27 protein-coding genes and 2 pseudogenes are annotated in these 25,198 nt (G+C 62.6%); 16 read left to right on the forward strand and 13 right to left on the reverse strand.

The window, feature by feature from the left end:
* The first annotated feature begins 83 nt into the window (after nt 1–83).
* Genes MTHMO_RS00690 through MTHMO_RS00700 form a run of 3 tightly spaced genes read left to right on the forward strand, consistent with a single transcriptional unit; the run spans nt 84 to nt 1,812 of the window.
* The gene (locus MTHMO_RS00690) at nt 84–332 is read left to right on the forward strand and encodes a hypothetical protein (RefSeq protein WP_202213084.1); all 249 of its coding nucleotides are present in this window, start codon (nt 84–86) and stop codon (nt 330–332) included.
* A gap of 36 nt (nt 333–368) precedes the next feature.
* Entirely contained in the window at nt 369–1,364 is a 996-nt protein-coding gene (gene fmt / locus MTHMO_RS00695; RefSeq protein WP_202213085.1) for a methionyl-tRNA formyltransferase, read from the forward strand.
* Complete coding sequence (locus MTHMO_RS00700; protein WP_202213086.1) at nt 1,333–1,812, forward strand: hypothetical protein; 480 nt, start codon at nt 1,333–1,335, stop codon at nt 1,810–1,812. Before fmt ends, MTHMO_RS00700 begins: the two co-directional genes overlap by 32 nt.
* Here MTHMO_RS00700 and MTHMO_RS10765 read toward each other — a convergent pair.
* Together MTHMO_RS10765 and MTHMO_RS10770 are read right to left on the reverse strand one after the other, a co-directional pair.
* Nucleotides 1,809–2,063: a porin gene (locus MTHMO_RS10765; RefSeq protein ID WP_237394668.1), complete on the reverse strand. Its 255-nt coding sequence runs from the start codon at nt 2,061–2,063 to the stop codon at nt 1,809–1,811. The genes MTHMO_RS00700 and MTHMO_RS10765 overlap by 4 nt on opposite strands.
* A 362-nt stretch (nt 2,064–2,425) precedes the next feature.
* Nucleotides 2,426–2,905 (reverse strand): outer membrane beta-barrel protein, encoded by a 480-nt coding sequence (locus MTHMO_RS10770; RefSeq protein WP_237394669.1) that lies wholly within the window; start codon nt 2,903–2,905, stop codon nt 2,426–2,428.
* Between the two features lie 697 nt (nt 2,906–3,602).
* Between MTHMO_RS10770 and MTHMO_RS00710 the strand changes: the two genes are divergently transcribed.
* The 8 genes and pseudogenes from MTHMO_RS00710 to MTHMO_RS00745 all read left to right on the forward strand — a co-directional run bounded on the left by MTHMO_RS00710 (nt 3,603) and on the right by MTHMO_RS00745 (nt 12,578).
* Nucleotides 3,603–3,872, forward strand: a complete 270-nt coding sequence (locus MTHMO_RS00710; RefSeq protein ID WP_202213087.1) for a hypothetical protein — start codon at nt 3,603–3,605, stop codon at nt 3,870–3,872.
* 43 nt (nt 3,873–3,915) lie between these two features.
* The gene (locus MTHMO_RS00715) at nt 3,916–4,095 is read left to right on the forward strand and encodes a hypothetical protein (RefSeq protein ID WP_202213088.1); all 180 of its coding nucleotides are present in this window, start codon (nt 3,916–3,918) and stop codon (nt 4,093–4,095) included.
* Between the two features lie 62 nt (nt 4,096–4,157).
* Nucleotides 4,158–4,394 carry a hypothetical protein gene (locus MTHMO_RS00720; RefSeq protein ID WP_202213089.1) on the forward strand — a complete coding sequence of 79 codons (237 nt, stop codon included), beginning with the start codon at nt 4,158–4,160 and terminating at the stop codon, nt 4,392–4,394.
* A 1,020-nt stretch (nt 4,395–5,414) separates the two neighbouring features.
* Nucleotides 5,415–6,353, forward strand: a pseudogene (gene floA / locus MTHMO_RS00725) (flotillin-like protein FloA).
* A gap of 44 nt (nt 6,354–6,397) precedes the next feature.
* Entirely contained in the window at nt 6,398–6,673 is a 276-nt protein-coding gene (locus MTHMO_RS00730) for a hypothetical protein (RefSeq protein ID WP_202213090.1), read from the forward strand.
* Between the two features lie 444 nt (nt 6,674–7,117).
* Nucleotides 7,118–8,208: pseudogene (locus MTHMO_RS00735) on the forward strand (efflux RND transporter periplasmic adaptor subunit).
* 218 nt (nt 8,209–8,426) lie between these two features.
* Nucleotides 8,427–11,615, forward strand: coding sequence for an efflux RND transporter permease subunit (locus tag MTHMO_RS00740; protein ID WP_202213091.1), 3,189 nt, complete (start codon nt 8,427–8,429; stop codon nt 11,613–11,615).
* 213 nt (nt 11,616–11,828) lie between these two features.
* A complete protein-coding gene (locus tag MTHMO_RS00745) occupies nt 11,829–12,578 on the forward strand; it encodes a sulfite exporter TauE/SafE family protein (protein WP_202213092.1) in 750 nt (249 codons plus the stop codon).
* A gap of 77 nt (nt 12,579–12,655) precedes the next feature.
* On the opposite strand, the gene MTHMO_RS00750 is transcribed toward MTHMO_RS00745, so the two are convergent.
* From MTHMO_RS00750 to MTHMO_RS00775, 6 genes are all read right to left on the reverse strand, one after another.
* Nucleotides 12,656–13,798 carry an NAD(P)/FAD-dependent oxidoreductase gene (locus MTHMO_RS00750; protein WP_202213093.1) on the reverse strand — a complete coding sequence of 381 codons (1,143 nt, stop codon included), beginning with the start codon at nt 13,796–13,798 and terminating at the stop codon, nt 12,656–12,658.
* A 51-nt stretch (nt 13,799–13,849) separates the two neighbouring features.
* The gene (locus MTHMO_RS00755; RefSeq protein WP_202213094.1) at nt 13,850–14,092 is read right to left on the reverse strand and encodes a sulfurtransferase TusA family protein; all 243 of its coding nucleotides are present in this window, start codon (nt 14,090–14,092) and stop codon (nt 13,850–13,852) included.
* A gap of 52 nt (nt 14,093–14,144) precedes the next feature.
* The gene (locus MTHMO_RS00760; RefSeq protein WP_202213095.1) at nt 14,145–14,558 is read right to left on the reverse strand and encodes a DsrE/DsrF/DrsH-like family protein; all 414 of its coding nucleotides are present in this window, start codon (nt 14,556–14,558) and stop codon (nt 14,145–14,147) included.
* A gap of 119 nt (nt 14,559–14,677) precedes the next feature.
* A complete protein-coding gene (locus MTHMO_RS00765; RefSeq protein WP_202213096.1) occupies nt 14,678–15,259 on the reverse strand; it encodes an RNA polymerase sigma factor in 582 nt (193 codons plus the stop codon).
* Nucleotides 15,256–15,735, reverse strand: coding sequence for a periplasmic heavy metal sensor (locus tag MTHMO_RS00770; protein WP_202213097.1), 480 nt, complete (start codon nt 15,733–15,735; stop codon nt 15,256–15,258). The genes MTHMO_RS00765 and MTHMO_RS00770 overlap by 4 nt, the downstream gene beginning before the upstream one ends.
* Nucleotides 15,732–16,034, reverse strand: coding sequence for a hypothetical protein (locus MTHMO_RS00775; RefSeq protein ID WP_202213098.1), 303 nt, complete (start codon nt 16,032–16,034; stop codon nt 15,732–15,734). Before MTHMO_RS00775 ends, MTHMO_RS00770 begins: the two co-directional genes overlap by 4 nt.
* A gap of 203 nt (nt 16,035–16,237) precedes the next feature.
* Between MTHMO_RS00775 and MTHMO_RS00780 the strand changes: the two genes are divergently transcribed.
* The 5 genes from MTHMO_RS00780 to MTHMO_RS00800 all read left to right on the forward strand — a co-directional run bounded on the left by MTHMO_RS00780 (nt 16,238) and on the right by MTHMO_RS00800 (nt 18,552).
* Nucleotides 16,238–16,543, forward strand: a complete 306-nt coding sequence (locus tag MTHMO_RS00780) for a DUF883 family protein (protein WP_202213099.1) — start codon at nt 16,238–16,240, stop codon at nt 16,541–16,543.
* On the forward strand, nt 16,544–16,942 hold the full coding sequence (locus tag MTHMO_RS00785) for a phage holin family protein (RefSeq protein WP_202213100.1): 399 nt from the start codon (nt 16,544–16,546) through the stop codon (nt 16,940–16,942).
* Nucleotides 16,915–17,256 carry a hypothetical protein gene (locus MTHMO_RS00790; protein ID WP_202213101.1) on the forward strand — a complete coding sequence of 114 codons (342 nt, stop codon included), beginning with the start codon at nt 16,915–16,917 and terminating at the stop codon, nt 17,254–17,256. Before MTHMO_RS00785 ends, MTHMO_RS00790 begins: the two co-directional genes overlap by 28 nt.
* 169 nt (nt 17,257–17,425) lie before the next feature.
* On the forward strand, nt 17,426–18,094 hold the full coding sequence (locus MTHMO_RS00795; protein WP_202213102.1) for a MotA/TolQ/ExbB proton channel family protein: 669 nt from the start codon (nt 17,426–17,428) through the stop codon (nt 18,092–18,094).
* Between the two features lie 23 nt (nt 18,095–18,117).
* Nucleotides 18,118–18,552 (forward strand): biopolymer transporter ExbD, encoded by a 435-nt coding sequence (locus MTHMO_RS00800; protein ID WP_202213103.1) that lies wholly within the window; start codon nt 18,118–18,120, stop codon nt 18,550–18,552.
* Nucleotides 18,553–18,594: 42 nt separating this feature from the next.
* Here MTHMO_RS00800 and MTHMO_RS00805 read toward each other — a convergent pair whose 3' ends face one another.
* The 5 genes from MTHMO_RS00805 to MTHMO_RS00825 form a co-directional block, all read right to left on the reverse strand.
* Complete coding sequence (locus MTHMO_RS00805; RefSeq protein WP_202213104.1) at nt 18,595–19,059, reverse strand: hypothetical protein; 465 nt, start codon at nt 19,057–19,059, stop codon at nt 18,595–18,597.
* A gap of 165 nt (nt 19,060–19,224) precedes the next feature.
* Complete coding sequence (locus tag MTHMO_RS00810) at nt 19,225–22,458, reverse strand: efflux RND transporter permease subunit (RefSeq protein ID WP_202213105.1); 3,234 nt, start codon at nt 22,456–22,458, stop codon at nt 19,225–19,227.
* A complete protein-coding gene (locus MTHMO_RS00815; RefSeq protein WP_202213106.1) occupies nt 22,455–23,975 on the reverse strand; it encodes a TolC family protein in 1,521 nt (506 codons plus the stop codon). Before MTHMO_RS00815 ends, MTHMO_RS00810 begins: the two co-directional genes overlap by 4 nt.
* Nucleotides 23,976–23,990: 15 nt before the next feature.
* Nucleotides 23,991–24,200, reverse strand: coding sequence for a DUF2892 domain-containing protein (locus tag MTHMO_RS00820; RefSeq protein WP_202213107.1), 210 nt, complete (start codon nt 24,198–24,200; stop codon nt 23,991–23,993).
* 98 nt (nt 24,201–24,298) lie between these two features.
* On the reverse strand, nt 24,299–25,195 hold the full coding sequence (locus MTHMO_RS00825) for an NAD(P)H-dependent glycerol-3-phosphate dehydrogenase (protein WP_237394670.1): 897 nt from the start codon (nt 25,193–25,195) through the stop codon (nt 24,299–24,301).
* Nucleotides 25,196–25,198: the final 3 nt, after the last annotated feature.

A 25,198-nucleotide genomic window follows, 5' to 3' on the forward strand; every position in this document is an offset into this window, starting at 1 on the left:
GTGCCTAACCGCGACGCGGTCCCGAGTCCGTCGGACCACCAATTGCCTTGCGGGTGGTCTTAAGCCATGAGTAACCTTAACCTATGAGCGGGTCCTTCGAAAGCTTCTCGGCTTCCGCCCTGTACTGTTCTTCCTGCCGGAAGCCGATGGCCGTCCAGGAACGGCTTCTGCTCGTCCTGCCGGGAAAGGAGATCTATGATTATCTGTGTACGGGTTGCGGCTCCTCCCTCGGGCAGCGGGAGGTTCCCGCCCTGCCCGGCGATGTCCCTCCTTTCGGGACGGCTTTGCCCCATTCCCGTCGGCATGGATATCGGGGCCGGCGGGGGCCGTAGAACGGACGGTCCGGTGCGACGCATTCCCTTGGGAACATGAGAGTCGTCTTTATCGGATCGGGCGAGTTCGGAATCCCCACGCTTCGGGCGCTGGCCGCCCATCGGGATTATCGGCTCCAGGGGGTCGTCACACAGATCGACCGGCCGTCCGGAAGGCATCGTCTCCCGACCCCTTGCCCGATCAAAGCCGCCGCCCTCGATTTGCGGCTCCCCATCTTTCAGCCGGAAAGAATCAATTCCCCGGCCGCCGTCGAGCAGATCCGCTTCTTGCAACCGGACGTCCTGATCGTCGTCGCCTACGGGCAGATTCTTTCGCGGGAGGTGCTCGAGCTCCCGAGCCGAGCGGCCCTCAACCTGCATGCCTCGCTTCTTCCGCGCCATCGGGGCGCAGCGCCGATCCAGGCGGCGATCCGCAGCCGAGACCGGGAATCCGGCGTTACCGTGATCTGGATGGATGAGGGATTGGACACCGGGGACATCCTGCTGGCGAAGAAGCTTTTGATTCGCTCCACCGACACCACGGCGACTCTCCAGGCGCGGTTAGCGAAATTGGGCTCGCGGGCCGTCATCGAAGCGCTCGATTGCCTCGCGTCGGGGCGCGCGCAGCGGCAGCCGCAAGATCCGGCCCAAGCCACCTATGCGAGAAAATTGCGCAAGGAGGACGGGGAGATCGACTGGACGCGCGACAAGTGGGATATCCATGCTCACATCCGCGCGATGAACCCCTGGCCGGTCGCTTACACATGGCTGCGCGACGGCGGAGAGCTGCGAATGCTCAAGGTATTCAGCGGCATCGTATCGATTCGCGCTTCGGGGAGACCGGGTGAAATCGTGCGCATCGATTCGCACGGGATTCTCGTGGCGGCGGGGGGAAGTGGAGGCCTACTCCTGCGTGAAGTGCAGCTCGAAGGCAAGCGCCGGATGCCCGCAGCCGAGTTTGCTCGCGGAATGCGGCTGTCCGTGGGATCGGCATTCGGAGGAGAGGGTCTTTCCGTCGGCTATGATCGTGCTGCTGGCGGAACTCTTTCTTGACGGCCGCCTCTCGACCCGTCCGGAGCAGGTCCCGTTCCTGGTGGAAAGGCTCTGCGGCAACCGGAGCGCGGGGCGCGCCGGCGAAGTTTGGACACCTTGGGAACCGCCCGCGCAAGCGACTGGACTACGGATCCGCCGCGTGCCGGAGGGCGAACTCGGACGATGGCTCGAATCCAAATCGGGCTCTACCGCCATCTGGCTTTTGGGTGATGCCCGTTGGAACCGCGCGGCGCTCGAAAGCGGCCGCGTAGAAGAGATCCGCATTCGATGGCTGCCCGCGATTGACGATGGGGGCGCCGAGCCCTTTGTCTCCGGATTTAGCCCTCTGGAGGGGGCATTCCGGCTGCGCCTTCGGCTGATCCGATGGCGTAAGGCGAAGGAGGGCGGGGTCGTAGCGCGCTATACGGTCGGCCTGCAAGGGAGACCTGGAGGGACAGGAGGGGCTTAGTAGCTGTAGACGAATTCGAGTGCGGTGAGGAAGATGGGGCCGTTTGCGGAGTAGAGGAGGGCGCTTGGGGAGGTAGTTCCCTGGAAGGGGAAGCCGTAGTAGGCCATGACGCCGAGGCCCCAGTCGATTCGGCCTTCGAGGCGGATCATGAAGTTGTCGGCAAGGTCGAAGGCCAAGGTGGCGGTGTACTCCCAGATGTCGGTGGGGCGTTGTGGCCCGCCAGGATGCTGTTCCAGCCCGCCTGCATCCATTCGGCTGCTGGGAGAGGCTGACGATCGAGCTGAACTGGTACTTCGGCGGGATGGCGGCGCCGTACCAGCTGGAGGGGCCGCTATAGAGGCCGATGGGCAGCGCCCGCTGACCGCGGGGAGACGAAGCTGACGTCATTGTTGTAGAAGCCCCCGGTGAACTCGAAGCCCAGGAGGAGCTTGTCGGGGCGAACTTCGGCGCCCAGGAGCCCCAGACATCCCCCAGGAAGAAGGCGTTGTTCTGGTTGAAGGTCCCCTGCCGCGAATCCCCTGCGCGATCCTGTAGGGCTGGGCCATCCCGTCGATCGGAGAGGCGCCGAAGCCCGGAGGGTTGACCCTGCTGAAGCCGTACATCACTGTCGCGCTTAGGATGGCGTTCTTCTGCTTGACTCCCACCGCCCGTTCCAGAAAAGCAGGTAGGCCGCGTTGTTATCGATCGTGTTGTCCAGATATCCGAAGTAGTTGTAGCCTCCGCGGGCGACGTTGAAGCCCCCGTCGGCCACCCCGAAGCGGGTCGACCACTGGTCGTCGAAGTGGTAGATGGCCTGCATCCCGGTAAGGGTGGTCGGCAGGAGGTTGCTGAAGAGCAGCCCGTAGGTGAAATCCAAGTTGACCGGCCGCTCCACCACCTCGTAGCCCGCCGGATCGACGAACTTCCCGACGCGAATGTCGAGCCCGTTGCCCACCGGCGCCCGGAAGACCACGTAGGCCTGCTCCAGCCAGAAGCTCGAGGTGTTGAAGAGAACCAGGAGCTGAAGTTGGTGCCCAAGCCCCCGATCGTGTCCGGAGCCCCGATCGAGGCATCCTGCCCGACGATCAGATCGGCCCGAAACCCCGCCTGCCACCGGTTCTCGTCGGTCAGCGGCTTCTCCAAGGCCAGCTTAAAGGCGTTCATATTGAAGCCTCCGCCGGGAATCCCGTCCACCGGCTCCCGGCCCGGAATCGCCGGATACCCCAACGCCTGCCCCGCCGCATTGGTCGGCCCTACATAATTCGGTGGGGAGGAAAGCCGGGCACTTCATTAAAGGAAGGCGCATTGATGAAGTTGTACGTGTAGCTCGCATCCACGTACCCCCGAAAGGACGATCCCCTTGGTGTTCGCCTGCACCGGAATCCCCTGGTCCTCCAACCGCTTGATCAGCTCCTGGATCTGCGCATTCTGGCTGGAGGAGCCCCTCGTCGGCACTGACGCTCGCGCTGGAAGAAGCGGCGCTCCCCGAGCTCCCCGCCGCCGGCGCCGGGGTCGGCGCCGCGACCCCCAGTAGGGAGCAGGGATGCGGCCAGAACATAGCCGCCCCTGGAGAAATCCAGCCTCGCAGACGAAGAAGCATTGGCATGCGCCGCGTTGGATGCGTACGGGGAGCCTCGCGCAAGAAAGTGAAGCTTGTCAATCCTCTTCGGGCCGGGCATTGACGACCATGAATCCTTGGCCGAAGGTGGGAGCACAGCCTATGCGAAGCGCTGCCTGCTTGAGGCTTTCCTGGAAGCTCCTAGGGTTCCTTGCCTGCTGGATCCCGGCCGTGTCGGCGGCGGGTTTTGCCTATGTCATCCCCGTGCATGGGAGGTCGATCCGGCGGTTGTCTACCTGGTCCGTCGCGGGTCAAGGAAGCGGTCGCCCAGGGAGCTTCCGTGCTGGTGCTCGACCTCGATACGCCCGGAGGGCGGGCGGACGCCATGGAAGAGATAATCCGGATCATCGAGCATTTTCCGAATCCGGATGCGACCTATTCCTTCGTCGATCCGAAGGCGCTTTCGGCCGGCGCGTTTTTGCAGCGGCGACACGCCACATCTACATGGCTCCCGGCTCCGTGATCGGGGCTGCCACCCCGGTTCTCGTTTCTCCCGCCGGCGGGCGGTGCAGCAGCTTCCCGAAAGCTACGAGAAGAAAATTCTTTCCGCCTATCAGGCGCTGGTGCGGGCGACGGCGCAGCGCCACGGCCATAACCCGGCGGTCTTTGAGGCTATGGTGGACCGGGAAAGCGGGCTGGCGATCGACGGAACGACTCTTCTGCCCAAGGGCAAAATTTTACCCTAACCGATGTTGAGGCCTCGCGCCGCTACGGCGTCCCGCCCCGACCGCTGCTCTCCGAGGGAACGGTGGCGGACCTGCCGGCCCTCGTGCGGCAAATCGGCGGCGGACGCCTTGTGGAATTGCGCCCTACCGGATTCGAGCGGATCGCGCGCGGCATCGTGGCCGCCGGGCCGATGCTCTTGGGGATCGGCCTGCTCTTAGGCTACTTGGAGCTCAAGACCGGCGGTTCTTTCGGATTGTTCGCGGCGGCAGCTCTGCTCTGCTTTCTTTCTATTTCTTCGGCCATTATCTGGCCGGACTGAGCGGATGGGAGCCGCTCTTTTTCTTTCTTGAGGAGCGGCGCTTATCGCGCTGGAGCTCTTTTTCTTTCCGGGTTCTTTGCCGACGGTGGCTGGAACGGTCCTGGCCCTTCTGGGGTTGCTCTACTCCGCGATCGATCGCTATCCCAAGGATCCGCTCTGGGTAGGAGCCGAACGGCTCGCCGGACCGGTTTTTCCCTGGTCCTCGCCGCCGCCGGCGCCGTCGCCATCGGGATGGTCGTGGCACGCTTTCCCCGGCACGGCGCCTGGTCATGGGTCCGGAAGGGATTTCCGCGGATACCGCCGTTTCGCCCGTTCATCCCGGTGACGAGGGGATCGCGATCACCGTCCTGCGACCCTCCGGAACCGGCCGCTTTGGGGAAAGAATCGTCGATGTCAGAGCCCGGAACGTTCGTTCCGGCGGGTAGTCGGCTGCGGATCGTAGCGGTGGAGGGAATCCGGGTCGTCGTGGAGCGCGTGGAGGAGGAGGAATGATATGAATGATCGCGCTTCTTTTTTTTGCCCGCAGGCGGGCGGATCTTGTTTGCGGCCAATCTCTTTTTTTCTTGCCGCGCGCAATTCCGGGGTTGCACGAGCTCGTAGGCCTTCCGAGTGGAGCCGCTTCGGCCCCTTTGATCTCGGGCACGATGAGGGAGGCTGACGGTGCCGGCCATGAGCCTCCTTGTTTTGAAAAGCGGCTATGGGGCCGGCTCCGTTACCGGGCGCGGAGCCGCCGGGGCCGCTGGATGGCCTCGCCTTTCGGCAATCCGTCCGGGGCGGGCGCCCGGCCTCGGATCGGGTCAGCCGGGAGGAGCCGCCCTTTCGCCTTGCCATCCCATCGGAGTCGCCCTATTCGAGGGGAGGCGAACCGGGGTCGTAGCGGAGAGCGGATTTCGGGAGGCAGGTAATCGAGCACGCGTTCTCGGATGGCATGATGGCCGCTGGATCGTGGAGGCCGTCGCATGATCTCTTTATTCCTACTGGGGCTTCTGGCGCTCGTCGCCCCTCGTGTTCGCGGTGCTGGTGATCAATTTCGTCGGCATCTGGGTCCGCGCGTTCATCTCCGGGCGTGGGTGAGCCTGTTCAATCTGGTCGCCATGCGCCTCCGGGGAATTCCTCCTTCGCTGATCGTCAACAATCGGATCACGGCGGTCCGTTCCGGGATTGATTTGAGCACCGCCCAGTTGGAATCCCACTACCTGGCGGGCGGCAACGTGGAGCAGGTGGTGCGCGCGCTGATCGCTGCCGACCGGGCGCACATCTCCCTCGATTTCAACCGTGCCTGTGCGATCGACTTGGCCACGATCGGCACCGGGAAGAGCGTCTTCGAGGCGGTGAGGACCAGCGTCAATCCCAAGGTGATCGATCTGTCCAAACCCGGCGACCGGCCAGAACACGATCACCGGGGTAGCCAAGGATGGGATCGCGGTGAAGGCGCGGGCGCGGGTCACCGTGCGGACCAATCTGGAGCGCTTTGTCGGGGAGCGACCGAGGAGACGATCATCGCCCGGGTGGGGAAGGCATCGTCACCACGATCGGATCGGCGCTCAACTATAAGGAGGTCTTGGAATATCCGGATCGGATCTCGAAGACGGTGCTGCAGAAAGGTCTCGACTCGGGGACCGCCTTCGAAATTCTCTCGATCGACATTGCCGAGGTTACGATCGGCGACAATGTCGGGGCGAAGCCCAGGCCGAGCAGGCGGAGGCGGACAAGCGGGTCGCCCAAGCGAAAGCAGAGGTGCGGCGGGCGGCGGCGGTCGCCCTGGAGCAGGAGATGCGGGCCAAGCTCGTCGAGGCGGAGGCCGAGATTCCATTGGCCATGGCGGATGCCTTCCGGAAAGGGCATCTCGGGGTGATGGACTACTATCGGATGCGCAACATCCAGGCCGATACCGCGATGCGTGCGAATATCGCGGGGGAGTCGACGGAAGCGGCTCCGAGGACCTCTCCGTCCTTGTAGCAGGCTCTCCTATCGCGAATAGGGAGAAACGGGAGAAAACGACAATGACGGGTCCGCCGGCAGCCGTGGTTGCGCCGCTGCTGGGCGCGGGGTTCCCTTTCGCGGGCGAATGGGGCCCTCTTCTCGCCATTTTGCTGCTGCTGGCGCTCCAGGCGGCTCTCGCCTATCGGCGAGGGAAAGTCGAGCCTCCGCCGCCGGGACCATCCGGAAGAAAACGGCCGGCGATTCCCGTTCCCGAGGCGGCGAGGGAAGAGTCGGGCGTGCAAGCTTCGCGGGCGTGGATGGGGACGTCCGAGCGCGGCCGCGTCGTTGATCGTTGAGGAGCTTCCGCCCGGAGAAGCGGAGCCGGTCTTCGGAGAGGCGCGGATAGCCCCGCCTCTGCCGGCGGAGGCCCTCCGGATGCCGCCTCGCCGGATGCGGTCAGGCCGGCCCGGTCTCGGCCGCCTTCCTTCGCCGATTGCGTGATCCGCAGGGAGCACGGGAAGTCTTTCTCGGAGCCGAGGTTCTTTGAACCCGCCCATGGCGTTGCGGGACCCCGATGCCGGTTTGCGGTGAGAGAGAGAGCCGCCGCCGCGGAAAACCGGGCGAGGGTTTGGGCTCCGGGGTGTTCTGATCGCCACAGAGCCCGTTTCTCCCTATCCGTGAAAAACCTAGCGCCTTGCCCCGTTCTCCTTCTCGTTCTCGGCCTGTGGGCCTGCTTCGAATCCGGTTCGACCGCTGCCGAGCCCCAGCACGAAGGAAAAATCCTCTGTTACACCTGCACCATGCATCCCAGCGTGCGCTCTCCCGTTCCGGGCAAATGCCCGATCTGCGGCATGGATCTGGTGCCGGTCCGCGAAAAGAAGTCTTCACCGGAAAACCGGCTCAGGCCGCGGCTTCCGGGGCACCGGCCCGACCGAACCGGGGCTGTCTCAACCCACTGCCCCGTCCGCAAGCCCCTTTTTGTTCCTCCTGAACGGCTGCAGGCGATCGGGGTCCGCACCGCGCTCGTGGAGCGGCGCCGGCTGGTGCGCGCATTGCACGCTCCGGCCATCTTGGCCATCGATGAGTCGAAGGTAGTCGACATTAACGTAAAGGCCGGGGACGGCTATGTCCTCAAGCTCTACGCCGATTATTTGTGGAAGGAAGTACATAAAGGAGAAAAGCTGGCCACGATTCTGTCCGAGAACTGGGTCCAAGCCCAAATGGATTACATCCGTGCCTACCGCGCCTGGCGGAGGAGCCTGCTGATCCAAAAAGCCAACCCTATCCTCCTCGATCAGCAGTTCGAGCATATCCGGAACCGGATCCGCGTCTGGGACTTGACCGATGCGCAGATCCGGGAGCTCGAGAAGTATGCCTGGAGCATGTCGACCAACGATGTCCGTACCGGAAAAGGGATTCACGGCACATTCGACCTGCTTTCTCCTATCTCGGGCCATGTGCATGAAAAGAACGTCTTCGAGGGATGCGCTTCACGGCGGGCCAGACGCTCTTTCGGCTGGTGGATCTTTCGCGGATCTGGGTCCTTGCGGAATTCCCCGAAGACCAAGCCCCTTTTGTCTCGGAAGGCCAGTCCTGCGAGGTAACTCTTCCCGCGCTCCCGGGAGAGCGGTTCCGGAGTCATATTGATTTTGTACAACCCCACTTTATCGAGGCGGTGCGTCGGTTGCAGGTTCGAGTCATCCTGCCGAACCCCGGCCACAAGCTGCGTCCTGGAATGTACGCCGACGTGACGGCTCATCTCGACTACGGGGTCCAGTTGGCGGTGCGGAGCGACGCCGTGATTCCGACGGGACGGCGTTTCGTTGTCTTCGTCGATCATGGCGGGGGCATCCGAGCCCCGCTTTGTCCAGCTGGGGCAGAAGATCGATGACGATTACCAGGTGCTCGCTGGGCTCCAGGAAGGGAACGGGTGGTTACGGGTGCGAACTTCCTCATCGACGCCGAGTCCCGTGTCCAAGGGGCCTTGCAGATCTGGTCGGGGAACGGCCGGCCGAGGGATGGAGGGTCCCGGAAGCCCGCTCCGGCCGTACCTCCACCGGCGGGTCATCACCATCACCATGGGATGCCCGACATGCCCGGGATGTAGCCATGCTGGAGCGCCTGATCGAGTGGAGTGGCCGCAATCCATTCTTGGTCAGCGTGCTGGCCGCCTTCGGCCTCACGTGGGGAATCTTGGCCTTGCGGAGTTCCCCCTTGGATGCGATTCCCGATCTCTCCGACGTCCAAGTGATCGTCTACACCGAGTGGCCCGGACGTAGTCCGACGCTCGTGGAGGATCAGGTCACCTATCCGATCTCGACCCTCTTCCTCTCGGCGCCGAAAGTGAAGGTTGTCCGCGGGGAGTCGATATTCGGCAAGTCGTTCGTCTACATAATATTCGAAGACGGCACGGACATCTATTGGGCCCGGTCCCGCGTGCTCGAGTACTTGAACGCCGCCCGCGGCCGGTTGCCGGAAGGAGTCAGCCCGACCTTAGGACCGGATGCAACGGGCGTCGGCTGGGTCTTCGAATACGCGCTCGTTGACGAGTCGGGAAACCATGACCTGGCCGAGCTTCGCTCGTTCCAGGACTGGACGCTCCGCTACGCCCTGGCGTCGGTCCACGGCGTCTCGGAGGTGGCCAGCGTCGGCGGCTATGTCCGCCAATACCAGGTGAACCTCGATCCCGATAAGCTCCTGGCCTACGGCGTCCGCTTCTCCGATGTGGTCGACGCGGTTCGCAAGGGTAACCGGGACGTAGGAGGCAGGAGCTTCGAGATCTCGACCATGGAGTATTACATCCGCGGGCGGGGCTATTTTCAGTCCCTGGCGGACATAGGGAATACGGTCGTGCGCACCGACCCGCAGGGCTTTCCTATCCTCGTCCGCCAGCTCGGGAGCCTCACTCTGGGGGGGGACTTGCGGCAGGGGCTGGCGGAGCTCAACGGAAAGGGGGAGACGGTCGGGGGAATCGTCGTGATGCGGCACGGCGAAAACGCCCTGCGGGTGATCGACGGCATCAAGAAGAAGCTCAAGACCCTCGAGGGCTCGTTCCCGCCCGGAGTCCGGCTGGTCCCCACCTACGACCGCTCCGAGCTCATCCATCGCTCGATTCGCACGCTTTGGGAGAAGCTGATCGAGGAGAGTGTGGTGGTCAGCCTAGTTTGCATCCTTTTTCTTTGGCACCTGCGCAGCGCCTTGGTGCCGATTCTTCTCCTCCCGGCGGCGATCGTCCTCTCCTTCATACCCTTCGGCGGCCTGCACCTGACGGCGAACATCATGTCGCTGGGAGGAATTGCCATCGCGATCGGGGCCATGGTCGATGGGGCCGTGATCATGGTGGAAAACGCCCATAGGCAGTTGGAGGATGCCCGGGAAAAGAGCGGGAAGGAGCCCCGAGGGGAGGAGCGGCTCCGCGTGCTGCTGGCCGCAGCCCGGATGGTGGGCCGTCCTCTCTTCTTTTCGCTCCTGGTGATCACGGTTTCTTTCGTCCCTGTCTTCGCCTTAGAAGCCCAGGAGGGCCGCCTCTTTCGGCCGCTGGCCTTCACCAAGACCTTCGCGATGTTTTTTGCGGCCCTGCTTTCCGTGACCCTGGTCCCCGTGCTGATGCGCTGGTTCATTCGGGGGCGGATCGTTCCGGAAAAGCGCAACCCGCTCAACCGGCTGCTTCTTGCCGCCTATGATCCGATCCTCCGGTTCGTCCTCCGCTATCGCATTCCGGTCCTTCTGGTGGCGCTCGCGGTGCTGGCCTCGGCTCTCTATCCGCTCCGCCGACTGGGTGCCGAGTTCATGCCTCCGCTCAATGAGGGAACCCTGCTTTACATGCCGACCGCCGTGCCCGGGGTGGCGATCGCGGAGGCCGCTCGGATCCTCCAGCTGCAAGACCGGATCATCGCCCGATTACCCGAGGTCGCCACTGTGTTCGGGAAGGTAGGGCAGGCGGACACGGCGACCGACCCGGCCCCGCTGTCCATGACGGAAACCGTGGTTACCTTTCGGCCGGAAAGCCAATGGCGCAAAGGAATGACTTGGAGCAAGCTCGTGGCAGAGCTCAATCGACAACTCCAGTTCCCGGGGGTGGCCAACATCTTCTGGATGCCGATACAGACCCGCACGGAGATGCTGACGACGGGCTTCCGGTCGAACTTGGGGATCAAGATCTTCGGATCGGACCTCAACGTGATCCGCGACTTGGGGGAGAAGATCGAGCGCACCCTTTCGGGCTTTCCCGATACCCGCAGCGTCTTTGCGGAGCGGGTGGAAGGGGGACGGTATCTGGATATCCAGGTGCGCCGCGAGGCGCTGGCGCGGTACGGATTCACGGTCGAGGATGTCAACCAAGCGATCGAGGGAGCGATCGGCGGGAACACCGTGACCGTCACGGTGGAGGGACGGGAACGATATCCGGTGAGCGTCCGCTACAATCGAGACTTTCGGCAGGATCCGCTGGCTCTCTCGCGAGTCCTCGTAGGAGCAGCGCTGCCGGCCGTTTCCGCCGCCACGACCCCGCCGAGTTCGCCTCCGCCTCCGATTGCCGGAGTCCAGGTTCCTTTGGGAGAGCTGGCCGACATCCATTTTGCGTTGGGTCCGCCGGAGGTTCGGAGCGAGAACGCCCGGCTCGTCGGCTTCGTGTTCGTTGACAGCACGGCTAAAGATCTTGTCGGATATGTGCAAAAAGCCAGCGCGCAGATCGCCCGCAACGTCGCCTTCCCTCCGGGGTATTACGTCGAGTGGGCCGGCTCCTATGAATATTTCCTTCGCGCGAAGCAGCGCCTTTTTCTCCTCATTCCGCTCACCTTGGTCATTATTTTCCTTTTGTTGCACCTCAACACGCGGTCGGTAGGCCGAACCTTCTTGGTAATGCTCGCCGTGCCTTTTTCCCTGGTCGGCGCCTTTTGGCTCCTCTACTGGCTTGGCTACAACCTGAGCGTTGCGGTGGGGGTTGGGCTGATCGCCCTGGCGGGGCTCGACGCGGAGACCGGTGTCGTCATGCTTCTCTATCTCGACCATGCCTATGAACAGCGGAGTCGCGAAGGGCGGATGCGATCGCGGGCCGATCTGCGGGCTGCGATCGCGGAGGGCGCTCTCGGCAGAATCCGCCCGAAGGTGATGACTATCTGCGCGATCCTCTTCGGCCTTCTCCCTATCCTCTGGAGCCAGCAAACCGGGGCGGACGTCATGAAACGGATCGCCGCACCCATGGTCGGCGGAATCGTGACCTCCGGCCTGCTCGAATTGCTCCTCTACCCGATCCTCTACTTCCTATGGCAGGGTCGGAAGCTGCCTGAGGAGGCCTGAATCTGCTTTGCGAAGGCCTGGAAGGCGTTTCCCGAAGGAGAAGAACAAACCCGGCGCTGTATCGGCCCTTCCTTCCGAATCGACGGGCGGGTTACTCCTGTGTTCTCCTTTCGCCTGCCGCTGCCTTCGTTTGCAGCGGTGGGCGATGGCCCTTCGGAGGAAGGAAGCTCGAAATTAAGGGGATACGGCCCATAGAGAAAAGAGAGAAGAGATGTGACCAAATTTTATGTCCTCGGCTTTTGCATCGCCTTTCTGATCGGGCTGACGGGAGTCGGTGGCGGCACCTTGACGGTCCCCATCCTTCTTTTTCTCGGGATCGAGCCGGCCGTCGCCGTCGGGGTCGCCTTGGGATTCTCCGCTCTCATTAAGATCCCGAGCTCCCTCATCTACTTTATCCGAGGGGATATCAACAAGCGGATCCTGCTGCTTCTCTCCTTGGGCGGGATTCCCGGGGTGGTAGCCGGCTCGTTTTTGCTCGGCCATCTTTCGCGGAAAAGCCACCTCGGCTCTTTCCTCCTGCTGGCCATCGGCCTAACGGTCGTTCTCTCCTCCCTGCTCAATCTCTGGTTTACCCTGACCGATCACCGCCTCCCCCTCCACCGTTACTTGCGATGGCTTCCCGCTTTTTCATTCTTCATCGGGGTCGAGGTCGGGTCATTCTCCGCCGGGGGCGGTGCCTTGGGGAGCCTCCTGCTACTGACCTTGACCAAGCTCAGCCCGAGCGAGGTCGTAGGAACGGATATCGCCTTCGGCATGCTCCTTTCGCTGATCGGCGGGGGCATTCACGCTCACCAGGGGATGAGCGACTCCCGACTCATTTTGGCCATGGTCTCGGGTGGAATTTTGGGTGCGATCGGAGGTGCGTATGCCTGCACGGTTATCCCGAAAAAGCCGGCCCGAGTCTTTCTTCTGGTCTGGTTGATCTTCGTTGGAAGTATGGTCGCTGTGCGCGCGGTCCGGTAGCGGAAAAGACGGCAGTGGCGCGGTGGTGGTCCCTCTACCGCCTTTCCGGCGCGTAGGATCGACAAGAAGCGGAGCGGTCAGATGACCGCCGTCGGAACCAAGTACCAGTAAAGCTTGTTGAAGGCCATCTTCTGAAGATGGCGGAATTCGTTAGGTTCGTCCACGACCGGCGGATGATCGTAATCAAAGTCGAGGATAGCCGCTTTGCCGTATCCTGAATCGATGAAGCAGGTGACATGCCCGTTGTAAACCGCTTTTCCCGGCAAGGGTTCCTCTTTATGGATCGCGGCCACGATCTGCTCGACGATGACCGGCGCCTCGAAATGCGCCGTGCTTCCGGCCTTGCTGATCGGCAGGTTGGTTGTGTCCCCGAGCGCCCAAACATTGGGCAGTCCGTCCACCCGGAGCGTGCTGCGATCGGTCTTGACCCAGCCATCGTTGTCGGCCATCGGGTGTCCCCGCAGGAATGGCGCTCCCTTATGCAGCGGAGTCATCACCAGGATGTCGAAAGGAAGCTCGGTTCCTTCCAGGCTCTTGACGATCTTCTTTTCGGCGTCGACCGATTCGAGGTTGAAAAAAGTTTCCGCGCGGATACCGCGCTGCTCGAACAACGACCGGACTACGGGCACGACGCTATCGATCTGGAAGACATCGTTCAAGGGGGAGGTGTAGATGATCTCGGTCTGGGACCGGATCCCTTTATGGGCTAAGAATGCCTCCGCAAGAAGAGTAAACTCGAGCGGAGCGACGGGGCACTTGAAAGGGATTCCTCCCACTCCCACCACGAGACGTCCGCCTTCGAACTCGCTGAGCTTGTGGTAGAGCCGATAGGCCGCGTCGGGCGTATAAAAATGATCCGCTCCGGCTACGAATCCCTCTACGGCATCCGGACAGGGAACCGAGCCGGTGGCGATAATCAAGTAGTCGTAGGACAGGGTATGCCCTTTGGCGGTCCGCACCGCCTGCTTGTCCGGGAGCCACTCCGTAATCGTCTCAATCCGTAGCTTGACTCGGGGATTGAGCAACTTCCGCTCGGAGCGCGCGATCTTTCTCGGGTCCTCCTCCCCGAACGGGATGTAGAGCTGAGCGGGCTGGTAGTAGTGGAGAGGAGAATCGCTGACGACTTCGATCGAGGCCTCTTCGGGCCGCAGCCGGTGTGCCAGCCGGTTGGCCACGATCGTTCCTCCGGTTCCGCCTCCGAGGATGAGGATTGTTTTCATGCTGCGCCGATCATTTCCCGGGAAAGCCGACAGGACAAGAGAGGCGGCAGGCTAATGATTCTTGCGGCAGAGGAAGCGGGTGGCTCCGGGTGCAACCTCTTCCATGCCGACAAGCTCGTATCGAGCCTTCTGGATCCAGGCGGGGATGTCCTTCTTGCTCCCCTCGTCCGCCGAAATGACCGCCACTACATCGCCCACGTTGGCCGAGCGGACCAGCCGGATCAACTCCATGAGGGGCCCTGGGCAAAAGCTCCCCCGCGCATCGACCTCCTTGGCAATCTTGACACCCTCCATGATTTCCTCCGTTTTTTCCGCAGCTTCCGGTGAGAACGAAGTCGAGTTTTTCTTACAGGAAAAGGATCTGCCCGCCCGAAGCCTCCTCGACGAAATGGCCGACCCCCACGATCTCGCTCACGATCGGCTCGAGATCCTCGAGCTTGATCGAGAGCAGATCCATCGTGAGCCCGCACGCCTTGACCTTGACGTCTCCGATCTCCTTGGCGTTCTGCAGGGTCTCCAGCCAGTTGGGGACCTTCTTCTCTTCCAGGACGCGCAGAAATTGGGCGCCGAAATCCTCGAATTCCTTGCTGACTCTCCGGTTCTGTTTCCAATCCCCTTTGCGGAAGGCAAAAAGGCCGTAAAAGGTCGCAAAGATCGTCACCTCCTTTTGCATGGCGGCGGCGCCGGAAGCGATGGTGGCGGCCGCCATCAGCTTATCGACGGTGCCGGAAAAGAGGACGATCGACAGTTTCTCGCTCATGAAAAAAACCTCCTGGAAGGAATTGCAATCGCATCCTTAGCCTTGTGATGACAATGCTTGCGCTCGCGCCGCTGCCGGTCAAGCAAAAAAGAATGCGCCGATAGGGCGGCCCGGACGGTTCAGAGAAGCTGTTCCCTGGCGAGCGCCCTCCGCAAGCGTCGGCGTGCCCGGTAAAGCCGCATCTCCACGATCTTTCGAGAGCATCCAAGGGCCTGGGCGATCTCTTCGTAAGAGAGCTCTTCGTATTCGAAGAGGACCAGAGCCTCTCGGAGCCGTGCCGGCAGGGAGAGAACCGCCGAACGGACCCGCTCGCAGATCTCCTCCTTTTCGAGCCGGGCGCCCGGTGGGCACTCCTCCCCGAGGCGTTCCTCCCATGAGGGCGCCCCGTTTTTGTCCGTGCATTCCGCGAGGGAAACGGTCGGATGCCTCTTGCGCCATCGGGCGAGGTTGCGGCTGAGATTGGTGGCGATTGTGAAGAGCCAGGCCGAAAAGCTGCCCTTCGGCCTGACCTTGTGGCGGGCCTCGTAAACCCGGACGAAGGTTTCCTGCGCCAGATCGGCCGCAGAGGCCGCATCGCCGGTGAGCCGGCAAAGAAGTCGAAAGAGTCTCTCCTGCCAACGATCCATGAGCTCGTTGAGCGCCCGATCGTCCCCCTTTGCGAGACGCGCCATGGTTTCCCAGTCGGGATCCGGCTCGCTCATCGGCCGCGTTCTTTCCTTTGCGCGACGCTCGCGTCCGGCGGCAAGCCCAACAGCTCTTCGGACACGAGGGCTAAATACCGTTGCCGTTGATGCGCAGAGAGCTCGCGGCTGACCGCGTAGATGTGCTCCATGAAGGCCCGGCGGCAGTCGGAGATGAGCCGGTCCCGCTCGGCCAGGGCTGCGAGGATTTCCGGCGTCAGCGCAGAACTTTTCGCCAAAAGCTCCTTGAGCTTGGCGTCGCTCGCCAGGATCCGGCGGCACATCGCTTGGCAGCTCGGCCGATACGCGTCCTGCAGGCGGGAGACCGCCCGCGTCTGTTCCTCGGAGAGGTCGAGCTCCTGACGGAGCCATTGCAACGCCGGGTCGGGATTGCGGTTGGCTTGTCGGAAAGGGAGCGTCTCCAAGAAGAGGGTAGTCAGGTAGACGGTGACCGCGACGCCGATGGTCAGCGCGGCGAGCCGGAGGAACCTTTTCACGGCGACTGTCCTTCCCGAGCGGCGGCGAGGGCCTGCGGGTCGATCGACTGGAAGTATTGGGCTTTGAGGGCCGCCGACCGCTCCCGTTGCCATCGAGCCACCTGGCTCGTCGCAAGAAGGAAGGCGAGGATGGAGGAAGCGAAGATCGCCGCCACGGTTGCGCGGCTGGGTCGAGCGGGCGGAAGGGTCGTTTGGGAGCGTAAGGCCACCCGCTTCCAGACCTCCGATTGAAAGGCGCTGGGGAGCCGACCCTCCGGCCGCCAGCTCTGCAGAAGCTCGTCCAATCGATCGTCGCTCATTTTCCGCGATTTGCTCTCTCTCCGGCTATGATAAACACCACCCGGCTCTTTCCGCCCGCGCAAAATCCGAAGAGAGGCTCGCAATCGGTTCTCGGGGCTATGCCGGACGACCGCCGTGGGATGGGGGCAAGAGAAACGAAAGCCTCGCTTGCACCCCTAGGTGGTCGTCTGCTATTCTCGAAGAAGGGGATAGGAGGTTTGGCATGAATGAAGTTATCACTAGGCAGAAGCTCCTCAACGATGTGCGGGAGGTGATGCACGACGCGGAGATCCTCGTGAAGGAATCGGCGGGCAGTCTCAGCGAAAAAGCTCGCGACGTGCAGGAGCGCTTGACCGCCCGAATCAGCTCGCTGCGCGAGTATCTGGGCGAGCGGGAGGACCGTTTGGCCAGCCGCGCGATGGGGGGAATCCAGGAAGTCGATCGGATCGTCCGCGATCATCCCTACGAGGCGGTCGGTGTGGGAGTGGTCTTCGGTGTTCTGCTCGGGGCGCTCTTGAGCCGCCGATAGATGACGGAAGCGCAGCAGCGCGGCGGCGTCACCGGCTCGGGGCAGAAGCTGCTCACGCTTCTGCTGCGGTTGCTTGCGCTCCGGCTTGAGCTCTTTTCCGTGGAGCTTCAGTCGGAGATCGAGCGGTTGCTCCGCTTGCTCCTGTGGCTGGGTGTCGGTCTTTTCCTGGGTGCCCTGACGATCCTCTGGCTCGGGATCGCATTGCTCTCGCTGACTTGGAACGATCCGACGGCGCGAATCATCACCGTAGGAACAATCGGAGCGGTTTGCCTGGGGGCGACGATCTATGTGGGCGCCCAGGTATGGAAGCGAATGCGGATCTCGGGGACGCCGTTCGCCCAGACCATTCGCGAACTGGGCAAGGACGTCGCATGGCTGCACGATCGGGCAAGGAAATAAGGGAGCGGAGGATCCAGGAGCTCGTCGCCGCCTGCGACCGGCAGCGGGCGGAGCTAGGCGCCGCTCTTGACGAGCTGCGCACGCCCGTCCATATGCTGGAACTCGGCTGGCGCCTAGCGCAAGTGGTGCGGCCGGGCGTGCAGCTCTTCCGCGAGCTTCGTGACATCTGGGTCCTGCGTACGCCCAGCAAAACCCGGAGCTCGCTTCTTTCCGCCTGGCGGCTCCTTTCCTGGGCGGAACGGGCTCGGCTGGCATGGACGATCGGACGCTGGGCCGGCGACTTCCTGCTGGGCAGGGGGCGGCGCCGAGCCTGACCGCAGCCCGTTGCATTTACCGCTTGCTTCGGTTCGCCGTCTCGAGTATCGACAAGGAAGGGGACGGCGATCGTTGGAAACGGTGGGTTTGTGCTTGATCGGATGGCCCGGCATAGCATAAGAAGCGTGGCCCCATTCTGCTCCCTAAGCGGACTTCTCCCCTAGAGCCATGATCTACCAACTCTTCCTCAAAGGCGGCCCGATCATGTGGCCGATTCTTCTCCTGTCGGTCGTGACCGTGGCGGTGCTCTTCGAGCGCTTGCTCTTCCTTATGACCGAAACGCGGCGCAGGGATATCCCGCTCCTTCGGAAGATCTTCGAGCTGGTGGAGCACGGTCATCTCGCTCAGGCGCTGGCCATCGCGGAGAAATCGAAGGATCCGGTGATCCGGGTGCTCGCGGAGGGAATGCGCCACAAGGACGGGTCGGTCTCGGATGCCTTGCTCGAAGCAGCCAACTCGCAACTGGACCGTTACAACAAAGGCCTCGTCGTCTTGGATACCGCCGTTACGTTAGGACCGCTTCTTGGTCTCTTGGGCACGGTCACCGGAATGATGCGGGCGTTCAGCATCGTGGGTGGCGGAGAGCTCGCGGGGAAGCAGGCGGCGATTACGGGCGGCGTCGCCGAATCGCTGATCGCGGTGAGCTTCGGTCTGGGCGTGGCGATCGTGGCGATCGTGCCGCTCAATTTCTTCAGCGCCCGCATGGAGGCCATGCGCCGGGAGATGGAAGCCGCCTCCACTAAGCTGGAAATGCTCCTGCTCCGCTTCCAGCGCCGTCCGTCGGGAGAAACCGAATACCTGGAGGGGGAGATTCCCGCCCATCGGCAGGGACGCTGACCCGGGAATAATCATAAGCATCCATGCGAGTCGCTCCGCCACGACGCCATCGGCCGCGTCTGGAGATCATACCGTTTATCGACGTGATGTTCTTCCTCTTGGCCACCTTCATGATGGTCTCCTTGGCCATGGTGAAAAACCCCGGTGTAGCCGTGCAGCTTCCGAAGGCCCAGACGGCCGGCAGCGAGGAGCGGAAAGAGCAAGAGGTAACCCTTACGGTCACCGAAAAAGGGGAAGTCTATTTTGACCATGACAGGGTGTCCACGGCCGAGCTTCCTGGCAGGCTGGCCGCTCTCAAGGCCCAGGTCGGGCCGGATAAGGCCAAGGTCTTCTTGAACAGCGATCGGAAAGCGACTTTCGATAACGTCGTAGGCGTGCTCGACGAAATCCGCAAGCAAGGGATCACACGGATCGCCATTCAGACCGAAAAGGACGAAAACAACCAAAAGACCCCTTAGCCCGTTGCGTTTCGCCGCCCGGGGCTTTTGGCGCAGAGCGCGTTACTCCTCCGACGGCGAGCCAAGCGGATCGGCTAGCTCATACTCGTAGCGCACGCATCGCGAGCACTCCGCCATCGATTCGGCAGCCCACTCCGGATGTTGCCGCCTGATCGACTCGAGCACTTCGCCGTGGGCTTCGGCTATCGAGAGAGGCCGATGCAACCGGAAGGCCTGCCGCAGGAACTCCTTGGAGGGAATCGGATGAATCGAGCCGTCTGCCCTCGGATAGAGGCGACAACCAAAGCCGTAGTCCAACCGGCCCCAGGCGGCAGGATCGATATCCCGGTCCTCAATGCGGATCGTGGGGGAGCCGAAGAATCGGTGCCTTTGCGCATCCGCGAGCGTCCGGATCGGGATCAAGCGGATTTCGTGGATTCCGCCTTCCTCGACGAGCACTTCCTCGACATGGCGCAAGGCAGCGGTCCAATGCGGACAGCTGTCGAAGTAGAAAAGCTCGATTTGCATGCGGCCTCCGCTCGCCTCCTGGTCAAAGATCCCTGCGGCCTCCCACGCAAGACGCGCCCCTCGCTCAGAGTAGCCGACTGACCGAGAACATTACAAATACAAGCAACAGCGCGCAAGAGAATTTTTGCACAAAAGCCGCCGCTCGTGGCGAATCGGGGATGTCGGTCAATGCTGCACGGGCTCGGAAGGAGCCGGCGAAAGCTTTTTCTCTTTGGCGATCTGCCGCTTGCGCAACATGTAATAGAAAACGGGGACCGCGGGCTGCGAGAGGAGAGTCGCGGCGATCTCGCCCGACATCAGCGCGAGAGCCAGTCCTTGGAAAATGGGGTCGAAAAGGATCACGGCGCTCCCGATGATCACAGCCAAGGCGGTCAGCAGGATCGGCCGCAACCGTACCGCGCCCGCAGAAATCACCGCCTCCTCAAGGGAATCGCCCTCGGCTAGCCGCATCTCGATGAAATCGACCAGAATGATGGCATTGCGGACGACGATTCCCGCTCCGGCCATCATCCCGATCATCGAGGTAGCGGTGAAGAACATCCCCAGGCACCAGTGCGCGGGAAGAATGCCGATCAAGGAGAGAGGGATCGGCAGCATCACGGCCCAGGGGGTTACAAAGGAGCGGAACCAGCCGACAACGAGGATGAAAATTAGGATGAGCACGACGGCGAAGGCCCTTCCCAGGTCCCGGAAGACCTCGTAGGTCACCTGCCACTCGCCGTCCCATTTGATCGCCCAGCTGTTCGGGCTGTCCGGTAGGTGCGTGTAGAGAATTTCGAGCGGCTTCCCCTCGGGTGTCCGGAGCTTCTCGAGCGTGGGGGTAAAATCGAGAATGCCGTAGACCGGACTGCCGATCCGGCTGGTGACGTCGCCCAGCAGATAGGTGACCGGCATCAAGTTCTTATGGTAGATGGGATGGCGTTGGTGCGTCCGCTCCGTCGTCGTGAGATCCTTCACCGGGATCAGCCGCGCGAATCGGCTCAGGAGCTCGAGGTTGCGCAACGGCTGATCCGACCGCCGCTCTTGCTGCGGCAGGCGGACCAGGATTTCCACCCGCTCGGGCTCTTCCGGTGTATGCGCCAAGCCGGGGCTCGTTCCATGGAGTGCGGTCACAACGTTTTGGGCGATCGCCTCCCCAGGCAGGCCGTTCAAGGAAGCCTTGAGCAGATCGATGCCATAGACCTCCAAGGGACGGGGAGCCTCTTCGTAAGTGGCGATATCGGTCATCTCGGCCGACCGGTGCATGAGCGCCTCGATTTGGGCCGCCAGCGCCCGGCGCTCCTGGAGCGAGGGGCCGTAGATCTCGAGGACCAGCGTCGAGAGAACCGGAGGGCCCGGCGGCACCTCCGCGACCTGCGCGTGGGCGCCGACCGTCTGCGCGATGCGATTGATTTCCGGCCGGACGCTATCCGCGATGTCGTGGCTCTGGCGCTTGCGCTCGGACTTGTCCTTGAGGTTGACCTGCAGATCGCCCTGGTGCGGAGCCTCCCGCAGGAAATAGTGGCGGATGAGGCCGTTGAAGTTATACGGGGAGTGCGTGCCCGCCTGGATCTCCACATTGGTCACCTCCGGAAGCCGCAGAACGACATCGGCCATCCGATCCAGCACCGATCGTGTGTCCTCCACGGGGGTTCCTTCGGGCATGTTGAGGATGACCTGGAACTCGTTCTTGTTGTCGAAGGGAAGCATTTTGGCACGGACGAGCTTCAGAGGGATCAATGCCACCGCACCACCGAGAAGAAGCAGCAGCGCGAGGACGAAGAGAAGGCGAAGCCACCGGTTATCGATCAGGGGGGTGACAAATCCGCGATAGATGCGGATGAGGAAGCCTTCCCCGCGCTCCCCCGCATGCTGGCTCCCTTTGAGGAGCAACACGGAGGCCCAGGGAGTCGCGGAAAGGGAGACGATCATGGAAACGATCATGGCGGCCGTCGCGCCGATCGGGATGGGCCGCATGTAGGGACCCATCAGCCCCCCGACGGTAGCCATCGGAAGGATTGCGGCGATCACCGCCAATGTGGCCAGGATCAAGGGGCCGACGATCTCCAGCATCGCTTCGGTCGCGATGGCGAGCAGCGGCCGTCCGGCGTTGCTTGGGAGGTGGAGGTGCCGGACGATGTTTTCCACGCCGACGATCGGGTCGTCGACGAGAATGCCGATCGTGAAGATCAGCGCGAAAAGAGTCACCCGATTGATCGTGAAATGAAAGAGATAGAAGGTGAGGAGCGTGATCGCCAACGTCGTTGGAATGGCGATGATCGTGATCGCCGCCGCCCGGACGCCGAGGAAAAGCGCGATCAGCAGGCTCACGCCGAAGATCGCGATGCCCATGTGCTCCAAAAGCTCGTTCGACTTCTCGGCAGCCGTCTGCCCGTAATCCCGCGTGACCACATATTGGACATCGGGCGGAAGGATGTCCGGCCGCAGGGCCGCGACGTTCGCAAGGATCTTCCGGGCCAGGAAGGTTGCGTTGGCTCCCTTCTTCTTCGCGATCGCCAGCGTGACGGCGTCGATCGGCTCCTGGATTTGCCGGTTCGACCCAGCCCCAAAGCGGAGCGTCAAGCTCCGTTCATCCTGGTCGGGTCCGTCGACCACCTGAGCAACATCCCGAAGGTAGACCACATTCCCATGGCTGACGCTGACGACCAAGTTCTCGAGATCCTGCTTCGTCATGATGAGGGCGCTGGGTTCGACCTCGATGAGCTTAGGCTCCGATTCGATGTGCCCGGCGGGAAGCCGGACGTTGTTCTGCCGGATCAGCGCGACAAGATCCGCCGGGGTGAGGAGATGTGCAGCGAGCTTGGCCGGATCGAAGAAAACCTGGAACTGGCGTTTTCGTCCCCCGAGGATCGTGGTTTCCGAGATATCCGAAATCGGATTGATCTTATCGCGGACCATCGCAACGATTCGGCGCAGGCTCAGGGCGTCCCTCGCCGGGCTGTAGAAGGTCAGGGCGAGAATCGGCACATCGTCGATCGAGCGCGGCTTGATCAGCGGCAGGGAGGCCCCGGGAGGAAGCAAGTCGAGATGGGAATAGACCTTGGTGAAGAGCTTGATGAGGCTCTTCTCCATCTCTTCGCCGACTTTAAATCGGACGATGAACAACGCCCCGTTGGGAGCTGCCGTCGAATAGACATATTCCACTCCGGGGATTTGCCAAAAGACCCGCTCTCCGTTGTTGACGATCCGCTTTTCCACCTCTTCGGGGCTTGCGCCGGGCATCGAGACGAAAACATCGAAGAGCGGAACGACGATCTGCGGCTCTTCCTCGCGGGGCAGCTCGATCAACGCGAAGGTGCCCAGAAGCCAGGAGGCGAGAATGAGCAGCGGTGTAACCAGAGAAGAAGAGAAGAAGCGGATGAATCCGCCGAGCGGCCCCCCGTCCGGCTTTCCCGTCATGGAACTGCTCCTCCGATTTCCTGGGCGATCTGCTGGACCTGATAATCATCGAGCTGCCCCGATAGGAAGTAGAGCTTAGCCCGGGAAAGCTCGGCCCGGGCGAGGCTGTCCCAATAGCCGATTTCGGTCTGGAGCTGCATCTGTCGGACGCTGAGCAGGTCGACGATCGTCTTCCGTCCTTCCCGATAGAGCTCGGCCATCATCTCGGTCGATTTCCGAGCGTCGGCGCTGGCTCGGCCCAGGATCTCGGCATCTTGGAGGGCCCCTTGATACTCGGCATAGGCTTGGCCGAGCTTGTTCTGGATGAGATCGCGCAAGGATGCCGCTTCGTGCCGGAGCTGCTCCTCCGCCGCCTGGGCTTGCTTGACCTTGGGATCCCGGGAGGGATCGAAGAGAGGAACGGTGCCCAGGACACCGACCGTGTAGCTTCTGCCTCCGGTGTTGAAGTTGTCGCTATCGAGCATCCCGGAAGCAAAGCCGCTCACCGAAGGCAGAGCCGTGGCCTTGATCCGGCCCACCTCCGAATGCTGCGCCGCGATCGACGACTGGAGAGCCAGCAGATCGCTTCGATAGAGCAAAGCTTCCTGAACCCATTGCTCCAAGGGTTTTGTCGGGCCCTTGTGCGGGGCGGGGATCGAACCGGCGACGGAGACTTCGGCGTCCGCGCTTTCCCCTTGGAGCGTGTTGACGGTCACCAGAGCTACTTTCCGCTTGGACAGGTAGCCGTTCTGGCTCTGTTCGAGCGAAGCGCTCATCGACCGACCCGCGTAAAAATCGGCTCCGAGCACAAGTCCTTGTTCCATCAGGCGGACGGCCTGCTCGAGATCGCGGGCGGATGCCTGCACATCGAGGCGCGCGAGCGCGGCCTCGCGCTCCGCCAGGAGCAGCTGCAGATAAGCGTCGATCGCGAGGAGGCTCGCTTCCATCCGGGTGAATCGTTCCTCTTGCTCGCTTTGCCGGATGAGGTGCTTGGCGGTGCGGATCGAATCGATGGTCTGCATGGCGTCGAAAATCGGGACGAGCGCCATGATGCCCATGTTTTGGTTGGAAACCGTTCCCGGATGGTTGAGCGTGTTGATGTTGAAGTCGCCCGCCGAAAAATTCCGCTCGGTCAAGTGAAACATGAAGCCGAGAACGGGATTGTCCGTGGTGATCGAGTCTGCCCAGCCGTAGACCCTGGGCAGGAAACCGGAAGTGGCGAGCGCTTTTTGCGCAAGCATCTCCTGGAGCTTGGCATGCTTTTTCTTAAGCTCCGGATAGTGCGCCTGGACTTTTTTCCAGAACCGGATCAGGGGATGCTCGGAGCCGATCGCTTCCTTATCGCGGGCCATGGGCCTTTTCGGCGGGTCGGCTTCCTCCGGACGGCTCGCTCGGCTACGGAACTCCATCGTTTGGGTGCCGACCGCAGGCTCGGGCGGAGGAGGCGTCTGGCCCGTCGACTCGGTTATGCCCGCGCCCGCCAGACCCGCAAGGAAAAGGAGCGCAAGGGCACTCCCTGCCGGGCGAAGGGGCGACATGGGCCGGCTCGACTCCTAGTTCGCTCTCCCCTGTGTCGATCCGTGGCGCCGTTCGAGATTGCGGAAGACGTTTTCCGCCGGGCAGAAGCCGGTAAAGGCCGATTGGAGCAGGTTAAGACCCACAAAGGCTGTCAACAGCAGCCACCAGGAACTCCAGAGTGAGAGGAGAAGGCTGACCAGGATGAGGGTTCCCGCCAGGACGCGTACTTTTCGTTCCGTCGACATTTCGGCTCGCTCCTTGCTTTTTCATTGAGAATAAGCCCCCGCGCTGTCAACTGTAAAGGAACAGGTCATGACATTGCAACGGGCGCGGAGCGCTTCGCCTACCGGCCCTCGGGCGCGGCCTCGCGCTCGAGCAAGTCGAGGAGCGAGCGCCGTATGTCTTTGCCCTCGAATAGGATTTTGTAGACTTCGTCGGCCACCGGTTTCTTGACGTCGGCGAAGAGAGGATTTTCCTGGACCGAGGCGGAGGTGGGCATTCCTTCCACGACGCTCCCGGCCATCGCCAGCGCCTCCTTCAAGGAAGCGCCCTGGGCGAGATAAAGCCCGAGCAGGAAGTTGCGGCTTTGCCGGCTGCGCGCCGTCAGGATGAGGTCTCCGAGGCCGCTCAAGCCGGCGAAGGTTTCCGGACGGCCGCCCAGTCGGACTCCCAGGCGGGTCATTTCGGCGAGGCAACGGGTAAGAAGGCTGGCCAAGGCGTTCTCCCCGAGCTCCAAGCCGGCGCACAGGCCTCCGGCGATCGCGTAGACGTTTTTCAAGGCACCCCCGGCCTCGACTCCGGCCAGGTCGGAGGAGCGGTAAACCCGGAATCGCCGATTGTGAAAGAGGCGCTGGAGCCATGCGGCGAGATCCTCGTTTTCCGACGCCACCACGGTCGCCGCCGGAAGCCCTCGGAGGATCTCCGCGGCGAAGTTCGGTCCGGAAAGTGCGGCAAGGGCCCCGGTACCCCAAACCTCACGGACGATCTGGGTCACGCGGAAGCCCGTCCGGATCTCCAATCCTTTCCCTAAGCTGACGACCGGAACGGCCGGCGCCGTCAACCGGCGGAGGGTCTCGCGGATATGCTGGACCGGGATGGCAAGGCAGAGAAGGTCAAAGGGCCCGGGCCAGCGGGTCTCCTGATGATGCACGAAGAAGGGCTCGTGGCCGTTTTCGCTCAGGATCTCTCCCGCGGCACGGCCCCAGCGGCCTTCTCCCAAGAGACAAACTTTCACAGCCACAGA

The organism is Methylacidimicrobium sp. AP8 (genome assembly GCF_903064525.1).
In the GTDB taxonomy this organism is placed as follows: Bacteria; Verrucomicrobiota; Verrucomicrobiia; order Methylacidiphilales; family Methylacidiphilaceae; genus Methylacidimicrobium.